The 17,910-nt window shown below is 70.8% G+C and carries 14 protein-coding genes, 1 tRNA gene and 1 pseudogene; 13 read left to right on the top strand and 3 right to left on the bottom strand.

Annotated features, from left to right (window positions below; translation table 11 throughout):
* Positions 1-37: 37 nt before the first annotated feature.
* Complete coding sequence (murA, locus tag OG870_RS18230) at positions 38-1,384, bottom strand: UDP-N-acetylglucosamine 1-carboxyvinyltransferase (protein WP_266515314.1); 1,347 nt, start codon at positions 1,382-1,384, stop codon at positions 38-40.
* Positions 1,385-1,636: 252 nt separating this feature from the next.
* Here murA and OG870_RS18225 point away from each other — a divergent pair, with 252 nt between their 5' ends.
* The 12 genes and pseudogenes from OG870_RS18225 to OG870_RS18170 all read left to right on the top strand — a co-directional run bounded on the left by OG870_RS18225 (position 1,637) and on the right by OG870_RS18170 (position 14,764).
* Positions 1,637-2,209: a YqgE/AlgH family protein gene (locus OG870_RS18225; protein ID WP_327691146.1), complete on the top strand. Its 573-nt coding sequence runs from the start codon at positions 1,637-1,639 to the stop codon at positions 2,207-2,209.
* A 30-nt stretch (positions 2,210-2,239) separates the two neighbouring features.
* Entirely contained in the window at positions 2,240-2,524 is a 285-nt protein-coding gene (locus OG870_RS18220; protein WP_266515309.1) for a DUF3039 domain-containing protein, read from the top strand.
* Between the two features lie 229 nt (positions 2,525-2,753).
* Positions 2,754-4,046, top strand: coding sequence for an extracellular solute-binding protein (locus OG870_RS18215; RefSeq protein WP_266584143.1), 1,293 nt, complete (start codon positions 2,754-2,756; stop codon positions 4,044-4,046).
* Positions 4,047-4,050: 4 nt separating this feature from the next.
* Positions 4,051-4,938, top strand: coding sequence for a carbohydrate ABC transporter permease (locus tag OG870_RS18210; protein ID WP_266515303.1), 888 nt, complete (start codon positions 4,051-4,053; stop codon positions 4,936-4,938).
* Positions 4,939-4,943: 5 nt separating this feature from the next.
* Positions 4,944-5,783 carry a carbohydrate ABC transporter permease gene (locus tag OG870_RS18205; RefSeq protein WP_266927682.1) on the top strand — a complete coding sequence of 280 codons (840 nt, stop codon included), beginning with the start codon at positions 4,944-4,946 and terminating at the stop codon, positions 5,781-5,783.
* A gap of 37 nt (positions 5,784-5,820) precedes the next feature.
* Complete coding sequence (locus tag OG870_RS18200; RefSeq protein WP_266927680.1) at positions 5,821-7,461, top strand: beta-N-acetylhexosaminidase; 1,641 nt, start codon at positions 5,821-5,823, stop codon at positions 7,459-7,461.
* Positions 7,462-7,711: 250 nt separating this feature from the next.
* Complete coding sequence (locus tag OG870_RS18195) at positions 7,712-8,605, top strand: FAD binding domain-containing protein (RefSeq protein WP_266515300.1); 894 nt, start codon at positions 7,712-7,714, stop codon at positions 8,603-8,605.
* Complete coding sequence (locus OG870_RS18190; RefSeq protein ID WP_327691145.1) at positions 8,602-10,398, top strand: 2Fe-2S iron-sulfur cluster-binding protein; 1,797 nt, start codon at positions 8,602-8,604, stop codon at positions 10,396-10,398. Before OG870_RS18195 ends, OG870_RS18190 begins: the two co-directional genes overlap by 4 nt.
* On the top strand, positions 10,395-12,704 hold the full coding sequence (locus OG870_RS18185) for a xanthine dehydrogenase family protein molybdopterin-binding subunit (RefSeq protein ID WP_266515294.1): 2,310 nt from the start codon (positions 10,395-10,397) through the stop codon (positions 12,702-12,704). Before OG870_RS18190 ends, OG870_RS18185 begins: the two co-directional genes overlap by 4 nt.
* Positions 12,701-12,829 carry a hypothetical protein gene (locus tag OG870_RS18180; protein ID WP_266515292.1) on the top strand — a complete coding sequence of 43 codons (129 nt, stop codon included), beginning with the start codon at positions 12,701-12,703 and terminating at the stop codon, positions 12,827-12,829. Before OG870_RS18185 ends, OG870_RS18180 begins: the two co-directional genes overlap by 4 nt.
* A 13-nt stretch (positions 12,830-12,842) precedes the next feature.
* A pseudogene (locus tag OG870_RS18175) lies at positions 12,843-13,405 on the top strand (phosphotransferase).
* 198 nt (positions 13,406-13,603) lie between these two features.
* Complete coding sequence (locus tag OG870_RS18170; protein WP_266584147.1) at positions 13,604-14,764, top strand: SUKH-4 family immunity protein; 1,161 nt, start codon at positions 13,604-13,606, stop codon at positions 14,762-14,764.
* Positions 14,765-14,878: 114 nt separating this feature from the next.
* On the opposite strand, the gene OG870_RS18165 is transcribed toward OG870_RS18170, so the two are convergent.
* Together OG870_RS18165 and OG870_RS18160 are read right to left on the bottom strand one after the other, a co-directional pair.
* Positions 14,879-15,094, bottom strand: a complete 216-nt coding sequence (locus OG870_RS18165; protein WP_266584167.1) for a hypothetical protein — start codon at positions 15,092-15,094, stop codon at positions 14,879-14,881.
* A 283-nt stretch (positions 15,095-15,377) separates the two neighbouring features.
* Positions 15,378-15,449: transfer RNA gene (locus OG870_RS18160), tRNA-Cys, on the bottom strand.
* A 329-nt stretch (positions 15,450-15,778) separates the two neighbouring features.
* Here OG870_RS18160 and OG870_RS18155 point away from each other — a divergent pair.
* Positions 15,779-17,569, top strand: coding sequence for a DEAD/DEAH box helicase (locus tag OG870_RS18155; protein ID WP_266515283.1), 1,791 nt, complete (start codon positions 15,779-15,781; stop codon positions 17,567-17,569).
* Positions 17,570-17,910 lie beyond the last annotated feature (341 nt).

Genomic DNA, 17,910 nt, shown 5'->3' with positions numbered 1-17,910 from the left:
GCGGCGTTGCCCCGGGGCCGGGGCCACGAGGCAGAGGTCAGCCGAGTGCTTTGCCGGGCAGCTCGACCTTCGCCCCGAGTTCCACGAGCTTTTCCATGAAGTTCTCGTAGCCGCGGTTGATGAGGTCGATGCCGTGGACGCGGGACGTGCCCTGGGCCGCGAGGGCGGCGATGAGGTACGAGAAGCCGCCGCGGAGGTCGGGGATGACCAGGTCGGCGCCCTGGAGCTTCGTGGGGCCCGAGACGACGGCCGAGTGGAGGAAGTTGCGCTGGCCGAAGCGGCAGTCGGAACCACCCAGGCACTCGCGGTACAGCTGGATGTGAGCACCCATCTGGTTGAGCGCGGAGGTGAAGCCGAGGCGGGACTCGTAGACCGTCTCGTGGATGATCGACAGGCCCGTGGCCTGGGTCAGGGCGACGACCAGGGGCTGCTGCCAGTCCGTCTGGAAGCCGGGGTGCACGTCCGTTTCGAGTGCGATGGACTTCAACTGGCCGCCGGGGTGCCAGAAACGGATGCCCTCGTCGTCGATCTCGAAGGCACCGCCCACCTTCCGATAGGTGTTCAGGAACGTCATCATCGAGCGCTGCTGGGCGCCGCGGATGTAGATGTTGCCCTCGGTGGCGAGTGCCGCGGACGCCCAGGAGGCGGCCTCCAGGCGATCCGGGAGCGCGCGGTGGTTGTAGCCGCCGAGGCTGTCCACACCGGTGATGCGGATGGTGCGGTCGGTGTCCATCGCGATGATGGCGCCCATCTTCTGCAGGACGCAGATCAGGTCCTCGATCTCCGGCTCCACGGCCGCGTTCGAGAGTTCCGTGACGCCTTCCGCCAGGACCGCGGTCAGCAGCACCTGCTCGGTCGCGCCGACGGACGGGTACGGCAGCCGGATCTTCGTGCCGCGCAGCCGCTGCGGAGCCTCCAGGTACTGTCCGTCCTCCCGCTTCTCGATGCGCGCGCCGAACTGCCGCAGCACCTCGAAGTGGAAGTCGATCGGCCGGCCTCCGATGTCGCAGCCGCCGAGACCAGGGATGAAGGCGTGCCCGAGGCGGTGCAGCAGAGGGCCGCAGAACAGGATCGGGATGCGGCTCGAACCCGCGTGCGCGTCGATGTCCGCGACGTTCGCGCTCTCCACGTGGGACGGGTCCATCACCAGCTCGCCCGGCTCCTCACCCGGACGGACCGTCACCCCGTGCAGCTGCAGGAGTCCGCGTACGACACGCACGTCACGGATGTCCGGAACGTTGCGCAGTCGACTCGGTTCACTGCCCAGCAGGGCGGCGACCATGGCCTTCGGTACGAGGTTCTTCGCACCGCGGACACGGATCTCGCCCTCCAGCGGGGTTCCGCCGTGGACAAGCAGTACGTCGTCATTGCCGTTGACGGTCATGTATCTCGCGTTCCGATGAGTCGGGCAGGGGCCAGAAGGGAAAGGGTAATCGCCGCCCACCCCCCTTCAGTAAGCCCAAGCACGGTCCAGCTACGTCATAGCTGTGTCACAACACGAAGCGTTCCCCGACGGGCACATGGGGTCACCGCCGCCGTCGTGCGCCCCGAGGTGCCTCTTTCGCTCCTGAGCTGCACTCACCCCCTTCCCCCATTGCCTCCCCACACCAGGGGTAGATGCGGGATCATGTCTGCCATGACCGAGGTGTCCTCGCTCACAGGGCGGTTGCTCGTGGCAACGCCCGCCCTGGCGGACCCGAACTTCGACCGTGCGGTGGTGCTCCTTCTCGACCACGACGAGGAGGGCTCCCTCGGCGTCGTCCTCAACCGCCCCACCCCGGTGGACGTCGGCGACATCCTGGAGGGCTGGGCGGACCTCGCGGGTGAACCGGGCGTCGTCTTCCAGGGCGGCCCGGTGTCCCTGGACTCGGCCCTGGGGGTCGCCGTCATTCCCGGCGGCGGAGCCGTCGAGGGGGCGCCGCTGGGCTGGCGCAGAGTGCACGGCGCGATCGGTCTGGTCGATCTGGAGGCACCGCCCGAGCTGCTCGCCTCGGCCCTCGGCAGCCTGCGGATCTTCGCCGGATACGCCGGCTGGGGCCCGGGCCAGCTGGAGGACGAGCTGGTCGAGGGCGCCTGGTACGTCGTCGAGTCGGAGCCCGGCGACGTCTCCTCGCCGTCCCCGGAGAGACTCTGGCGCGAGGTCCTGCGCCGCCAGCGCAACGAACTGGCGATGGTGGCCACCTACCCGGACGACCCTTCGCTCAACTGATGCGTGTGAGCTTCAGTACCCTTGGATTTTATGAGCACTCTTGAGCCCGAGCGCGGGACTGGTACGGGGACCCTCGTAGAGCCGACGCCACAGGTGTCCCACGGCGACGGCGACCACGAGCGCTTCGCCCATTACGTCCAGAAGGACAAGATCATGGCGAGCGCCCTCGACGGGACCCCCGTCGTGGCGCTGTGCGGCAAGGTGTGGGTACCGGGGCGCGACCCGAAGAAGTACCCCGTGTGTCCCATGTGCAAGGAGATCTACGAGTCCATGGGCGCCGGCGGCGACGACAAGGGCAAGGGCGGCGACAAGTAGGACCGGCCTCCCAGCCCGGTCCGGCCTGACCTGTGCGAGGCCCCCGGGGCGCGTTTTGACGCGCCTCGGGGGCCTTTGTGCTGTCTGCCGTTGCACGGGGTGCGTCGGACGGTCACAGAGTGGTTGAGACCTCTTGTGGGCATGCCAATGAAGTCCTTAGCCTCCGTGGTGTTGTGCAGAGTGAAACTGCCATTGCATATGTTGCAACGCACGCTCGGAGGACCGCTCCATGAAGCTCGCCCCCAGAGTCGCCGTACTGCTCACCGCCCTCGCCGTCACCGCCTGCGCCCCACAGACGTCCTCCAACTCCTCCTCCGAGAAGGACGAGAAGACCGGCACCCTGCGGGTCTGGCTCTTCCAGGAGGTCGGCAACCAGCCGAAGGAGAAGGTCGTCGACTCCGTCGTGGCGGCCTTCGAGAAGGCGCACGACAAGACCAGGGTGCATGTCGAGTACATCCCGATCGACACCCGCGCCCAGCGCGTCAAGGCCGCCTTCAACGACCCGAAGTCCGCCCCGGACGTCATGGAGTTCGGCAACACCGACACCGCCGGCTATGTGAAGGACGGCGGACTCCTCGACGTCACCAGGGAGTTCGGCGACTGGAGCGAGTCCAAGGACACCGACCCCACCGCGAAGACGTCCGTGACCGTCGACGGCAAGCTGTACGGCTCTCCGTTCTACGTCGGAGTCCGCGCCCTGTACTACCGCACAGACGTCTTCAGGGACCTGGGCCTCCAACCCCCGAAGACCATGGCCGAGTTGGCGACGACGGCCCGCAGGATCCACGCCGCCAGGCCCGACCTGTACGGGCTCGTCGTCGGCGGCGCGTACACGTACGGCGCGATGCCGTTCGTCTGGGCCAATGGCGGCGAACTCGCCACCGGCAAGGGCGGCTCGTACGCCTCCGCCATCGACAGCGCGGCCGCCCAGCAGGGCACCAAGGCGTACACCTCGCTGTTCGGCGACGACAACTGTCCGGCGGCCAAGTGCGCGGGCATGGGCGGCAACGACACGATCACCGCGTTCGCGGCCGGCAAGGCGGGCATGGCGATCGGCGGCGACTTCAGCCACACGGCGGTCGAGGCGGGCAAGGTCAAGGGCGCGTACGCGGTCGTACCGCTGCCGGGTGTGACGTCCGGGTCGATCGCCCCAGCCTTCGCGGGCGGAAACAACATCGGCGTCCTGAAGAGCACGTCCCGTCGCACGCTCGCCGTCGACCTGATGGAACGGCTCACCTCCAAGAAGACGCAGGCCCGGATGTTCGACGCGATGGGGTTCCTGCCGACGTTCTCGGACGTGCGTGACCGGGCCGCCGCCAAGGAGCCGTACGTCAAGCCGTTCGCGCGGACCCTCTCCGCCGGCACCAAGTTCGTGCCGGCCTCGCCGGCGTGGTCCCAGATCGACTCGCAGTTGGTGCTGCCGACGATGCTGCAGGAGATCATCAGCGGGAAGAAGAGTGTGGCGGCGGCCTCCAAAGAGGCGGCCACGAAGATGAACGACGCGTTCGGCTCCGCGGGCTGAGCCGGTGAACCTCCGTACCAATCCCCGCTGGACCCCCTGGCTCTACCTCGCTCCCGCCGTCGTCGTGCTCGGCGGGCTGCTCGTCTACCCCATCTACCAGCTCGGGCTGATCTCGTTCTTCCAGTACACGCAGGCCCAGGTCAGTGGTGGGGAGCCGACCACCTTCAAAGGGTTCGGCAACTACACCGAGCTGTTCTCCGACGGGCAGTTCTGGCAGGTGCTGCTGGCGACCGTGCTGTTCGCGGGGGCCTGTGTCGTGTCGACTCTCGCCGTCGGCTGCGCGCTCGCCGTGCTGCTGACGCGGGTACGCGCGGTGCCGCGGCTCGCGTTGATGCTGGCCGCACTCGGGGCCTGGGCGACGCCGGCGGTGACGGGGTCGACGGTGTGGCTGTTCCTGTTCGACCCCGACTTCGGGCCGGTGAACCGGATCCTCGGCCTCGGCGACCACTCCTGGACGTACGGACGCTTCAGCGCCTTCTTCCTCGTACTGCTCGAAGTGGTGTGGTGCTCCTTCCCGTTCGTGATGATCACGGTGTACGCGGGGATCCGCGCCGTGCCGGCCGAGGTGCTGGAGGCCGCCGCGCTGGACGGAGCCTCGCAGTGGCGCATCTGGCGGTCCGTGCTCGCGCCGATGCTGCGCCCGATCCTGACCGTCGTCACCATCCAGTCGGTCATCTGGGACTTCAAGATCTTCACGCAGATCTACGTCATGACGAACGGCGGCGGCATCGCGGGCCAGAACCTGGTCCTGAACGTCTACGCCTACCAGCAGGCGTTCGCGTCCTCGCAGTACGGCCTCGGCTCGGCGATCGGCATCGTGATGCTGCTCATCCTGCTCGGCGTGACGCTCGGCTACCTGCGGCTGCTGCGGCGGCAGGGGGAGGAGCTGTGAATCCTGTGCTCCGCGCGCGCGTGCGCCGCCCGTGGCGGCTGGCGGCGGAGGCCTCGGCCCTGCTGATCGCGGTCGTCGTCGCCTTCCCCCTCTACTGGATGGTGCTGGGCGCCTTCAAACCGGCCGGTGAGATCGAGTCGGCCGAGCCGCGGCCGTGGACCACGGCGCCTTCCCTGGATTCCTTCCGGCGCGTGTTCGGGCAGCAGGATTTCGGTCGGTATTTCGTCAACAGCCTTGTGGTGGCGGGCAGTGTCGTCATCGTCTCGGCACTGATCGCGTTTCTCGCCGCGACCGCCGTGACGCGATTCCGCTTCCGCTTCCGGACCACCTTGTTGATCATGTTTCTGGTGGCCCAGACCGTGCCGGTGGAGGCGCTCACCATCCCCTTGTTCTTCCAGATGCGGGACTTCGGTCTGCTGAACACACTGGGCTCGCTGATCCTGCCGCACATCGCCTTCTCGCTGCCGTTCGCGATCTGGATGCTGCGGGGGTTTGTGAAGGCGGTCCCGGAGGCCCTGGAGGAGGCCGCGTACATCGACGGGGCGAGCCGCGGGCGATTCCTGTGGCAGATCCTTTTCCCCCTCGTGTTCCCGGGCCTTGTGGCCACGAGCGTGTTCTCCTTCATCTCGGCCTGGAACGACTTCCTCTTCGCCAAGTCCTTCATCATCAGCGACACTTCGCAGTCGACCCTGCCGATGGCGTTGCTGGTCTTCTACAAGCCGGACGATCCGGACTGGGGCGGGATCATGGCCGCCTCCACGGTGATGACGATTCCGGTGCTGGTGTTCTTCGTACTCGTACAGCGACGGCTGGTCTCCGGCCTCGGCGGAGCGGTAAAAGACTGAGGTGACCGACGTGACCGACGTGATGCACATGGCCGGCATGGCTTCCGAGACAGCACTGGTTCCGGCCCCGGGCAGCGTGCGGGCGGCGCTGCCCGGCGGGGGAGTGGGCTACGTCCTCCGTGCCGGGACGGAGATCGACGCCGGCCCCGGGACCGAGCGGGTCGCGCAGTGGCTGCGGGCCACGGTCGGCGCGGCGACCGGGCTGCCGCTGCGACCGCACACCGACAGCGGCGACCGCATCATGCTGCGCATCGAACCGCGGGACGGCGAGGACCCGGAGGCGTACACCCTCGTGGCCGACGGGTACCTCGTCCATCTGCGGGGAGCCGGTGAAGCGGGCTTGTTCTACGCCGCCCAGACGCTCCGCCAGCTCCTCGGTCCCGACGCCTTCCGCCGCGCACCGGTCACTCCCGAGCGGGACTGGGAAGTGCCCGCAGTCAGCATCCAGGACGCGCCCCGATTCCGCTGGCGCGGCCTCATGCTCGACGTAGCCCGGCACTTCATGCCCAAGGACGGTGTCCTGCGCCATCTCGACCTGATGGCCGCGCACAAACTCAACGTCTTCCACTTCCACTTGACGGACGACCAGGGCTGGCGCGTCGAGATCAAGAGGTACCCCCGGCTGACCGAGGTCGGATCCTGGCGGGCGCGCACGAAATTCGGCCACCGGGCCTCACTGCTGTGGGAGGAGAAGCCGCACGGAGGCTTCTACACCCAGGACGACATCCGGGAGATCGTCGCCTACGCCGCCGAGCGGCATATCACCGTCGTCCCCGAAATCGACGTACCCGGCCACTCGCAGGCGGCCATCGCCGCGTACCCGGAACTCGGAAACACCGACGTCATCGACACGACCTCGCTCTCCGTCTGGGACAACTGGGGGATCTCCGCCAACGTACTCGCCCCCACTGACAACACCCTGCGCTTCTACGAGGGAGTGTTCGAGGAACTGCTGGACCTGTTCCCCTCCGAGTTCGTTCACATCGGCGGTGACGAATGCCTCAAGGACCAGTGGCGGCAGTCGCCGACCGCGCAGGCGCGCATCAGGGAACTCGGGCTCGCCGACGAGGACGCGTTGCAGTCGTGGTTCATCGGCCATTTCGACAAGTGGCTTTCCGTGCGCGGGCGCAGGCTCGTCGGCTGGGACGAGATCCTTGAGGGCGGCCTCGCCGAGGGCGCGGCCGTCTCCTCGTGGCGCGGCTACGCGGCCGGCATCGCGGCCGCCCGGGCCGGCCACGACGTCGTCATGTGCCCCGAGCAGTACGTGTATCTGGACCACCGTCAGGCGGCGGGCGAGGACGAGCCGGTGCCGATCGGTTACGTGCGCACCCTGGAGGACGTCTACCGGTTCGAGCCGGTTCCTCCGCAGCTCACCGAGGCCGAGTCCCGCCATGTCCTCGGCACCCAGGCCAACGTGTGGACTGAGGTGATGGAGGACCAGGCGCGCGTGGACTACCAGACGTATCCGAGGCTCTCGGCCTTCGCGGAGGTGGCCTGGAGTTCCCTGCCGGCCCCGGCGGAGCGGGACTTCGCCGACTTCGAGCGGAGGATGGCCGTCCACTACCGGCGACTTGACGCCCTGGGCGTGGGCTACCGGCCGCCGGCCGGCCCGTTGCCCTGGCAGCGGCGCCCCGGGGTGCTCGGGCGGCCGGCCGAGGGGGCACCCCCGAACAGATAGCTGAACTCTCGAACAGGCGAAAAAGTCGTGAGAATCGACGAAGAGTGGCAATCGGTGCGCACCGGTGAAGCCGTGAGAAAACGGACCATCTCGCTGGTGAGGTGGGCGAATGCCTCCTAGCGGACCCCCGTCTTCGGCCCCTGCGAAGATGTGCCAGAGTTGCCACGTCCGCCCTGTCAGCACGTACCGTACGGCAGCAACAGGCGGGACCAGCTGGGACCAGGTGGGGCAGCGGGAAGGGGCAGCCGGTTTGACCACGCACGCACCGCAGGCGGCGCAGGCCGTCACGCTGCCCACGACGCTGGACGAGGCCGTGGCGGCGCTCGCCGCCGTGCCCGCCGCCGTCCCGGTGGCGGGCGGCACCGACCTCATGGCCGCCGTCAACTCCGGACAGCTCAGGCCCGCCGCACTGGTCGGCCTCGGCAGGATCAGCGAGATCCGCGGCTGGCAGTACCAGGACGGGCACGCCCTGCTCGGCGCCGGACTCACGCACGCGCGCATGGGCCGTCCCGACTTCGCCGCCCTGATCCCGGCGCTCGCCGCCGCGGCGCGTGCGGCCGGCCCGCCGCAGATCCGCAACGCGGGCACGCTGGGCGGCAACATCGCCACGGCCGCCCCCACCGGGGACGCGCTGCCGGTACTGGCCGCCCTGGAGGCGACACTGATCATCGCGGGCCCGGGCGGAGCCCGCCGGGAGATCCCGGTGTCGCACCTGCTGGCCGGCGTGGACATGCTGCGCGGCGGCGAACTCATCGCCTTCGTGCGCGTGCCGTTGCTGCACGCGCCGCAGGTCTTCCTGAAGGCGACCGGCCGGACCGGCCCCGGGCGCTCGGTCGCGTCCGTCGCGCTCGTCCTCGACCCCGCCCGGCGCGGAGTCCGGTGCGCCGTCGGTGCCATAGCGCCGATGCCGCTCAGGCCCCTGGACGCCGAGCAGTGGGTCGCCCGGCTCATCGACTGGGACAACGGCCGGGCGATCGTCCCGGAGGCGCTGACCGCCTTCGGCGAGTACGTCGCCGCGGCCTGCATCCCCGACCCCGTACCCGAGGGGGACGGCACCGTCCCACAGCTTCCGCCCGCCGTACTGCACCTGCGGCGCACCGTCGCCGCGCTGGCCCGACGAGCACTGGGGAGGGCGCTGTCGTGACCGACGACCAGCACGGAGAGGGAACGCCCCGCAGCGGCGGCCGCTGGGACCCGCTGCCCCAGGGCGACTACGACGACGGCGCCACCGCCTTCGTGAAGCTGCCGGAAGGGGGGATCGACGCCCTCCTGGCCGCCGCGGACAGTCCGCTCGCCGCGCCCGGCCATGGCTATGTGCCACCGCAGATAACGGCCACGCCCGGCACGACCGCGGGGACCGACCCGGCGGCGACCGGCAACTGGGCCGTGCCCGCCGACGGCGCCCAGTGGCCCGACCCGAACGCCGTGCCCCAGGACACCGGCAACGACCGGTTCACGTACAACCCCGCGGCCACGCAGCAGTGGAACTTCGGGGAGACGGCGCCCCAGGAGTCCGGCCCCGCGCCGGGTCACGACGTGACCGGGCAATGGTCGATCCCCGTGGCCGGGGGCGACCTTCCGGACGAATCGGGCGAGTTCACCACGTCGTCCCTGGTCCAGCAGTGGGGCGGCACACCGCCTGCCACGCTCCCGGGCGGCGCCCCCGCCCCCTGGGCGACGGAGGGTGCGGGACAGCCGTGGGGGCAGCCGCAGACCGAGGAACCGACGGCGCCCGGTGACGAACCCGGGCACGAGTACGACCACGACCACGCGGCCGAGTCGCCGGCGGACGCGGATCACACGGCGGGCCATGCGGCGGGCCACACGGTCGGTCACACCTACGAGCAGCCCCCGGCGCATCCTGGTGCCCGGCCCGACGAGCGGATGCCGGAGCACCTCGGGTCCGCCGACCACGCGCCCGTGCGGCAGGACCCGGCCGTGCACGAGCCCGAGAGCGCGTCGGCGCACACCGCCGAGCGGCCCGCCCGGCCGCACGACGGCCGGCACGCCACCGACCCGTACGCGCAAGCGCCCGCCGAATCCGCCGTAGCCGCCTCACAGCCCGCTCTCGGGCCCGATGAGGCCATCGGGGCGGCGGAGGATGCCCAGGGGGCCGTGGAGGCGCCTGAGGGGCCCGTGGAGCCGCTCGCTGAGCCGCTCGCGGAGTCCCCGGTCGATGCCGTCGCCGGGCCCCTCGCCGCCAACGCGCCCGACGCACCGGACACTTCGACCGCCCCGGACGCCGACGCCACCGACGATGCCGCCGACGAGACCCCGCCGCCTCCCGGTGAGGAGCACCCCCTCGCCGCCTACGTCCTGCGCGTCAACGGCGTGGAGCGTCCCGTCTCCGACGCCTGGATCGGCGAGTCGTTGCTGTACGTGCTGCGCGAGCGGCTCGGGCTCGCGGGCGCCAAGGACGGCTGCTCGCAGGGCGAGTGCGGGGCGTGCAACGTACAGGTCGACGGGCGGCTCGTCGCCTCCTGCCTGGTGCCGGCCGTGACCGCCGCGGGCAGCGAGGTCCGTACGGTCGAGGGGCTGGCCGTCGACGGGCAGCCCTCCGACGTGCAGCGCGCGCTCGCCCGCTGCGGCGCGGTGCAGTGCGGTTTCTGCGTGCCCGGCATGGCGATGACCGTGCACGACCTGCTGGAGGGCAATCCGGCGCCGAGCGAGCTGGAGACCCGCCAGGCCCTGTGCGGCAACCTGTGCCGCTGCTCCGGCTACCGGGGCGTCGTGGACGCCGTCAAGGAGGTCGTCGCCGAACGCGAGGCGCACTCCGAAGGCGACGCTTCCGAACAGGACGGCGACGAGGCACGTATCCCTCACCAGGCGGGTCCGGGAGCCGGCGGTGTCAACCCGTCGGCGTTCGAGTCACCCGGTTTCCCCGCGACGCCTGGGCCGCATGACCAGGCGTACGGACAGGACGGAGGCCAGGCGTGAGCAACGAAGCCGCCACCGCGACCACCCCCGCGGAGGCAGCACCCGCCCCCGAGCAGCTGCCGCACGGCATCGGCGCCTCCCTGCCGGCCGCCGACACCCGCGCCAAGACCGAGGGCACGTTCCCGTACGCGGCCGACCTGTGGGCCGAGGGCCTGCTGTGGGCCGCCGTCCTGCGCTCCCCGCACCCGCACGCGCGCATCGTGTCCATCGACGCCTCCCACGCGCGCGACATGCCCGGAGTACGGGCCGTCGTCACGCACGAGGACGTGCCGGGCGCCGCCCGCTACGGCCGCGGCATCGCCGACCGGCCCGTGTTCGCCTCCGAGATCGTGCGCCACCACGGCGAGCCCATCGCCGCCGTCGCCGCGGACCACCCCGACACCGCGCGCATGGCGGCGGCGGCCATCAGCGTCGAGTACGAGGTACTCGACCCGGTCACCGACCCCGAGCAGGCCTTCGAGGCCGAACCGCTGCACCCCGACGGCAACCTGATCCGGCACATCCCGCTGCGCCACGGCGACCCGGACGCGGTCGGTGAGATCGTCGTCGAGGGCCAGTACCGCATCGGCCGCCAGGACCCGGCCCCGATCGGCGCCGAGGCGGGCCTCGCCGTGCCCCGGCCCGACGGCGGCGTCGAGCTCTACCTCGCCTCCACCGACCCGCACAACGACCGCGACACCGCCGCCGCCTGCTACGGACTCGAACCCGAGCGCGTCAAGATCGTCGTCACCGGCGTCCCCGGCGCCACGGCCGACCGCGAGGACCAGGGCTTCCAACTCCCGCTCGGCCTGCTGGCGTTGAAGACGGGCTGCCCGGTCAAACTCACCGCGACGCGCGAAGAGTCCTTCCTGGGCCACACCCACCGGCACCCGACCCTCCTGCGCTACCGCCACCACGCCGACGCCGAGGGCAGGCTGGTGAAGGTCGAGGCGCAGATCCTGCTCGACGGGGGCGCGTACGCCGAGACCTCCTCCGAGGCACTGGCGGCCGCCGTGGGGTTCGCCTGCGGTCCCTACGTCGTCCCGAACGCCTTCATCGAGGGCTGGGCGGTACGCACCAACAACCCGCCCTCCGGCCATGTGCGCGGCGAGGGCGCGATGCAGGTCTGCGCCGCCTACGAGGCCCAGATGGACAAGCTCGCGAAGAAGCTGGGCGTCGACCCGGCGGAACTGCGCCTGCGCAACGCCATGGCCACCGGCGACGTACTCCCGACCGGCCAGACGGTGACCTGCCCGGCGCCGGTCGCCGAACTCCTGCAGGCGGTACGGGACTTCCCGCTGCCCGCGCTGCCCAAGGACACACCCGAGGACGAGTGGCTGCTGCCCGGCGGCCCCGAGGGTGCGGGCGAACCGGGCGCGGTGCGCCGGGGCGTGGGTTACGGCCTGGGCATGGTGCACATGCTCGGCGCGGAGGGCGCGGACGAGGTCTCCACGGCGACCGTGAAGGTCCAGGACGGCGTGGCGACGGTGCTGTGCGCGGCCGTCGAGACGGGCCAGGGATTCACCACGCTGGCCCGCCAGATCGTCCAGGAGACCCTCGGCATCGACGAGGTGCACGTCGCGCCCGTCGACACCGACCAGCCCCCGGCCGGCGCGGGCTGCCGCGGCCGCCACACCTGGGTGTCCGGTGGCGCCGTGGAGCGTGCGGCCAAGATGGTCCGCACCCAGCTCCTGCAGCCCCTCGCCCACAAGTTCGGCATGTCGACCGAACTGCTCCAGATCACCGACGGCAAGATCACCTCGTACGACGGCGTCCTGTCGACCACCGTCACGGAGGCGATGGACGGCAAGGAACTGTGGGCGACGGCCCAGTGCCGACCGCACCCGACCGAGCCGCTCGGCGAGCACGGCCAGGGCGACGCCTTCGTGGGGATGGCCTTCTGCGCGATCCGTGCGGTCGTCGACGTCGACATCGAACTCGGTTCGGTACGGGTCGTGGAGCTGGCGCTCGCCCAGGACGTCGGCCGGGTGCTCAACCCGGCCCAGCTGGCAGCCCGTATCGAGGCGGGCGTCACCCAGGGCGTGGGCATCGCGCTGACGGAGAACCTGCGCACCGCGCGCGGGCTGATCCGCCACCCGGATCTGACGGGTTACGCGCTGCCGACGGCCCTGGACGCACCCGACATCCGGATCGTGAAGCTCGTGGAGGAGCGTGACGTGGTCGCACCCTTCGGCGCGAAGGCGGTCAGCGCGGCGCCGGTGGTCACCTCCCCGGCGGCCGTCGCCTCGGCCGTACGTGCCGCCACCGGCCGCCCGGTGAACCGGCTGCCGATAAGGCCGCAGGCCGCGGTGGTGACGGACCGATGACCGCACCCGAGCCCGAGGAGTCGCGCTACGAACCGCCGCCCAGCGTCGGCAAGTTGCTGGTGTGGGTGCTGCTGTTCATGGTGGCGGCACTGGCGGTCGTCCTCGGTGGCGTGTACCTCACCTAGGACCTGACCCGTGCTGCGCGGAGTGGTGCTGATCACCGGCGTGACGGCGGCCGGTAAGCCGACGGTCGCGCAGGCGCCGGCGATGGGGGTACCCCCACGCCCCTGAGGCAGCGGGGGAGGCTGCCCGTGCGGCGCACGTCCGCGGTGACCTCTTCCGGCGGATGATCGTCTCCGGGCGCGAGGACCACGTCCCCGGGGCCGACGGCGAGGCGAGGCCCAACTCCGGCTGCGGTACCGGCTGTCGGCTGCGACGGCGGACGCGTACGCGGAGTCCGGGTTCACGGCGGTGGTCCAGGACGTGCTCCTCGGGAACGAGCTGACGGCGTACGTCGACCTGGTGCGCACCCGTCCTCTGTACGTCGTCGTCCTGGCCCCGAGCCCCGAGCCCCGAGGCCGTCACGGCACGGGAGGCGGGGCGGGCGAAGACGGGGTACGGCGCGTGGACGGTCGAGGACCTGGACGGGGCGCTGCGGGCGGACACTTCCCGGCTCGGGCTGTGGCTGGACAGCTCGGAGCTGAGGGTGGGGGAGCGGTTGAGGCGTCCTCGCCGGGCGGGAACGGGCGAGGGCGCGCTGAACGTTCCTGTGGTGCGGAGCTGCGGCGCGGAGCTGCGGTGCGGCGCGATCCGGGGCATTGTCGGTGGCGGGGCGTAGTGTTCTGGGCAGTGGGGAACGGCCCGCGGGACCATGCGGCGGACGATCGTGCCACGGGGTCGCGCCACGCGGCCGGCAGTCCCCGCGCGGGGACTGTGAGCGGGAACATTCGGGGGAAGCAATGAGCACGACCGATGTCGCCACGTTGGCGATCACCTTCACCGAGGACCAACTCGATCCTTTTGTGACGCACATGCCGACGCGGCGCCGGCTGACCGGACCCGGACTGCCGGGCGACAGCGCCCTGTTGACGTTCGCCGCACCGCGCACGGGCGGGCTGCACACGCAGGCGCAGGCCACGGACGGCGGCGCCGGCCTGGCGGAGGGGCTGCGGGACCGGCTGGTGATAGGGGAGCTGTCGGCCCCGGCGGGCATGCCGGTGGAGTCGATCCTCCTGGACGGCGGCACCGGTGAGATCAGCACCGCGTACCTGTTCGAGCTGCTGGGCGACCGCCCTCTGGCGCCCTCCCTGGAGGCGCTGGTGCGGTTCGCCGCGGTCACCGAGGAACTGGCCGACCTGCGGGGGCAGTTCGCGTCCTTCGCGGGCCGACACGGCAGCAAGGCGGCCGCCGAGGCGTCACGGCAGCTCCTGGCACTGTTCGAGGAGGGCACGGACGGCGAGGTCCCGCCGTACTGGAAGGCTGCCGCCCTGATCCGCCCCCTGTCCCTCGCCACCGGTCCCGGCACGTCGGGTGGCCTCACTCTGGACGTCCCGGCCCGCCTCCTGGACGAGGAGTTCGGACTCGGGCGCGTGGTCCGCTTCGAGGACGTCGACTTCCCGGCCGCGCTCACGCACGAGCCGACCCGCCGCTTCCTGCGTGAGACGGGCCTGCCGGAGGACACGGTCCTGTTCCAGCTCGACACGGAGGTACCGTTGCAGACGCAGGCGGAGTACGCCGCGGACGACCGCTCCGGTACGGATTCGTTCTTCGAACTCCCGGCCAGGGCCGATCACTTGATACGTCTGGGCCACCTGGTCGAGGACAACAGCCTGGTGGTGGACGGCGCGACGGGCGAGGTCCTGAACTGGAGCGAGCCCGAGGCGAAGCTGTATCCCCTGAACACGGACGTCTCCACGCTCGCCTTCACCCTCTGGCTGCACCACCGGGAGCGGACGATCGACGAGGCCCTGTCCCACGAACTCACCACCCGGGCCTACGACCAACTGGCCGCGACCATGCTCCAGGTCCTCTCCTCCGTCGACCCCACAGCCATCACGACGCACGCGGACTGGCACTACTGGACGGAGGCGTTCCGGGACGAGGCGGGCGGGGTGCTGTAGTCGGCGCGTCCGGGCGCGGAAATGGCACGCGGGAAAGTCGCGGGGGAGACGGAGGAGGAACCGCACAGGCGCCTGGCGCTCCTCCTCTGCCTGCCCTGGCTCAGCTCTCAGCTGTCACGCACAGATGTTGATGTTGCCGTTGCCGTTGCAGTCGCCGCCCCAGCCGTCGTCCCAGCCGTCCCAGCCTCCGTGGTCGGAGGCGACGGGGATGGACTGGACCGTCGTGGCGGTGTGAAGGGCTTCGGGAGCGGCCACCGCGCTGGAGGCCGTGGCCAGTCCGGCTGCGAGAGCGAGACCGAGGGCGGCACTGATCGCGCATATTCGTGACATGGATATCTCCGTTCGAGTTTCGTGAGTTGCGGTCACGTGGATCAATCTGCCTGCCCCCACGGCGGGTTTCATCTCCTGCGCGGCCAACCGGGTGACGCCTCCGGAATCCGCGGCATCCAACAGCTGGCCCGATGGCGGCACTTCAGAAGGATCCAGAAGGATCAGAAGGGTCCAGAAGGGTTACGAAGGATCACAAGGAAAAGGGCCGAGGGGGACGAACGAGAGGGCGGCACCCCCTCGGGGGTGCCGCCCTCTCGTTCGTCTTGCCTGGTACGGCAGGTTGAGGCCGTGGCGGGAATCGAACCCACGTAACTCGCTTTGCAGGCGAGTCCCTAAGCCACTCGGGCACACGGCCGGGTCGGGTCGGAGTGCTGGGCGCCGTTCCGAACTCGGTGAGACGACCGTACGGCGGGGCGGGGAGGGGCTCAAGGGAGCCAGGGGGGCTGCAACGGGACTGCCATACGCCGTTCATGTAAGGGCAGGCAGGGCCGGCCTCGCGTCGCCGCCCGGCGTCCCTGCTTCGGTGCGGCGAGGTGCGGTGAGGTGATGCGAAGTGACGTGAAGTGATGTGAGGTGAGTCGCACCCCGGGGTGAGCCGGCCTTGTCCGCGCGTTGACAGCTGCGAGCCGCCGGTAGGGTGGCCCGGTTGTCATACCCAGGCCGCCCGACCACCCCACGGAGATCGTGACTACCACCGCCGCCTCCTCCCACCACCTCTCTCCCGCCTTCCCCGGCCGGGCCCCCTGGGGCACCGCCGGCAAGCTGCGTGCCTGGCAGCAGGGGGCGATGGAGAGATATGTCCAGGAGCAGCCGCGCGACTTCCTCGCCGTGGCCACCCCGGGCGCCGGCAAGACGACCTTCGCGCTCACCCTCGCCTCCTGGCTGCTGCACCACCATGTCGTGCAGCAGGTGACCGTCGTCGCCCCGACCGAGCACCTGAAGAAGCAGTGGGCCGAGGCGGCCGCCCGGATCGGGATCAAGCTGGACCCCGAGTACAGCGCCGGTCCGCTCGGCCGTGACTACCAGGGCGTCGCGGTGACGTACGCGGGTGTCGGCGTGCGGCCCATGCTGCACCGCAACCGCGTCGAGCAGCGCAAGACCCTCGTGATCCTCGACGAGATCCACCACGCCGGTGACAGCAAGTCGTGGGGCGAGGCCTGCCTCGAAGCCTTCGAGCCCGCCACGCGCCGGCTCGCGCTCACCGGTACGCCCTTCCGGTCCGACACCAACCCCATTCCCTTCGTGACGTACGAGGAGGGGAACGACGGGATCCGGCGGTCCTCCGCCGACTACACCTACGGGTACGGCAGCGCGCTGTCGGACGGCGTCGTCCGGCCCGTCATCTTCCTCTCCTACAGCGGCAACATGCGCTGGCGGACCAAGGCGGGCGACGAGATCGCCGCGCGGCTCGGCGAGCCCATGACCAAGGACGCGATCAGCCAGGCCTGGCGCACCGCCCTCGACGCGCGCGGCGAGTGGATGCCCAGCGTGCTGCGCGCCGCCGACCAGCGGCTGACCGAGGTCAGGAAGGCCATCCCGGACGCCGGCGCCCTCGTCATCGCCTCCGACCAGGACTCCGCCCGCGCGTACGCCAAGCTCATCCGCGAGATCACCGGCAGCAAGGCGACCCTCGTCCTCTCCGACGACGCCGGCGCCTCGAACCGGATCGACGAGTTCAGCGGCAGCAACGACCGGTGGATGGTCGCGGTGCGGATGGTGTCCGAGGGGGTCGACGTCCCGCGGCTGGCCGTCGGTGTCTACGCCACGACCATCTCCACCCCGCTCTTCTTCGCCCAGGCCGTAGGCCGCTTCGTGCGGTCCCGGCGGCGCGGTGAGACCGCCTCCGTCTTCCTGCCGACCGTCCCCGACCTCCTCACCTTCGCCAACGAGATGGAGGTCGAGCGCGACCACGCCCTCGACAAGCCGAAGAAGGAGGGCGAGGAGGACCCGTACGCCGAATCCGAGAAGGAGATGGAGGAGGCGAACAAGGAGCAGGACGAGGACACCGGCGAGCAGGAGCAGTTCTCCTTCGAGGCCCTGGAGTCCGAGGCCGTCTTCGACCGGGTGCTCTACGACGGCGCCGAGTTCGGTATGCAGGCCCATCCGGGAAGCGAGGAGGAGCAGGACTACCTCGGGATTCCCGGCCTCCTGGAGCCGGATCAGGTGCAGATGCTGCTGCAGAAGCGGCAGGCCCGGCAGATCGCGCACAGCCGCAAGAAGCCGGATGCCGAGGCCGACCTGCTGGAGCTTCCCGCAGAGCGGCGGCCGGTCGTCTCGCACAAGGAGATGATGGAGCTCCGCAAGCAGCTCAACACGATGGTCGGGGCGTACTCCCACCAGAGCGGCAAGCCGCACGGGGTAATCCACACCGAACTGCGGCGCGTGTGCGGAGGCCCGCCCAGCGCCGAGGCCACGGCGGGACAGCTGCGGCAGCGGATCGCCAAGGTGCAGGAGTGGGCCACGCGCATGCGGTGACGCCCGGTACCGGCGTCCGCCAGGCGGACGCCGGGCGTGTGCGCCGGGTGCGGGTGTGGTGCACGGGCCGCGCCGCGCGCCGTGCGAATCAGGACAAACGGAGGTAGTCCCTCCCTCCAGGTGCCCGGATTCTGGACGGAGCCTTCCGCTGAGCGAACCCGCTTCGCTACTGTCCCGCTACGCACACGCCCCGTGGCAGCGCCGCCGCGGAGCGCAGCCGTGAAGCGACGCGGCTCGGTACAGGCCGGGCCGCCGGCCGATCGGCGGCCTCTGTTGCGCGTCACCGACGGGACTCGGTGTCGCACTGTCGCGCGGAGGTCGCCGACCTCACCACTTGGAGG

The organism is Streptomyces sp. NBC_00461, assembly GCF_036013935.1.
Classification (GTDB): domain Bacteria; phylum Actinomycetota; class Actinomycetes; order Streptomycetales; family Streptomycetaceae; genus Streptomyces.
The sequence above is the reverse complement of the archived record's forward strand: the minus strand, read 5'-3'. Positions and strand labels throughout refer to the sequence as shown.